The sequence below is a fragment of the Enteroscipio rubneri genome, assembly GCF_002899715.1.
In the GTDB taxonomy this organism is placed as follows: domain Bacteria; phylum Actinomycetota; class Coriobacteriia; order Coriobacteriales; family Eggerthellaceae; genus Enteroscipio; species Enteroscipio rubneri.
Map to the genome: position 1 here is coordinate 1 of NZ_PPEK01000037.1, position 1,086 is coordinate 1,086.

The following is a 1,086-nucleotide window of genomic DNA, read 5'->3' on the forward strand; positions in this document are numbered from 1 at the left end:
GGCGCGTGGCGCCCGTGCCCGCCCCGCGCCCCGAGCAGATCCCGGCGCTCGAGGATGTTTCACGTGAAACATCCGTTCGCGACGTGCATACGGCTCCCGGTTTCGTACCCGCTCCTGCTCCTGGGCCCTCCGGCATGCCGGCTGCATCGTCGGATGAGCCCCTGCCGGCGCCCGGGACGCTGCCCCTCTCGGCGAAGGAGCGGAAGCGGCAGGCCCGCGCCGACGCTCGCGCCGCCAAGGAGCGCGCCGCAAAGGAGCGCACCTCGGCCCGAAAGGCACCTAGCGCCCAAGCCGTTTGCGATCACGAAGCCGAAGAGGCGCAGGCCAAAGCCGCCCGCAAGGCCGCCGAGCGCCCCGCATCCCCGACCGTGCCCGCGCCCGTTGCATCCCCGGCTCCTGCCGCCGAGGCTTGCGCGCCCGAGCAGAAGCAGCCCCGCGCGGCGCGCAACGCGTGCATCGCGCTGCTGGTCTTGCTCCTGCTGGTGGCGGGGCTCGTGGCGGCCGCGTGGCTGGGTCTGTTTCGCCTGCCTGCGCCCGTGCAGGACCGCATCGATCTGCTGCCCGACCCCCATGCGGTCTCCGGCCGCCTCAACGCTGCCGACTCGCCGGTGGCCCCCGGCAGCTACCGGCTGGTGGTCAACCAGATCCCCACGTCGCAGGGTCCCGCCAACGTCGTGAACGTGGAGTTCGAGAACCCCGCGCAAAACGAGTACTCCGCCCGCATGGACGTCTACCTCGACGACACCGGCGAGCTGGTGGGCTCCACTCGCATGGTGGCGCCGGGAAGCTACCTGGAGGATCTGGCCCTCGCGGCGGATCTGGCCCCCGGGACGTATCGGGCCACGGCGAAGGTGGGCGTCTATTCCGGCGCCACGCAGGTGAACACGATGTCGGCGGCCCTCGAGCTGCGCATAGAAGGATGGGACTGACATGGACGAGAACGAAAACAACAACCAGCAGCCCGCCGCGTCCGCGGCCCCGGTTTCCAACGCCCCGGTGTCCAAAAATGTTTCACGTGAAACATTTGTTCGCGACGCCGTCCCCGCGCAGCCCGCCGTCGAACCCGCGCCGCCCGCCCCCGCGGCC

1 pseudogene is annotated in these 1,086 nt (G+C 71.3%); it reads left to right on the forward strand.

The window, feature by feature from the left end:
• Positions 1–929 (forward strand): annotated as a pseudogene (locus tag C2L71_RS12080) (hypothetical protein); the annotation flags it as partial.
• Positions 930–1,086: the final 157 nt, after the last annotated feature.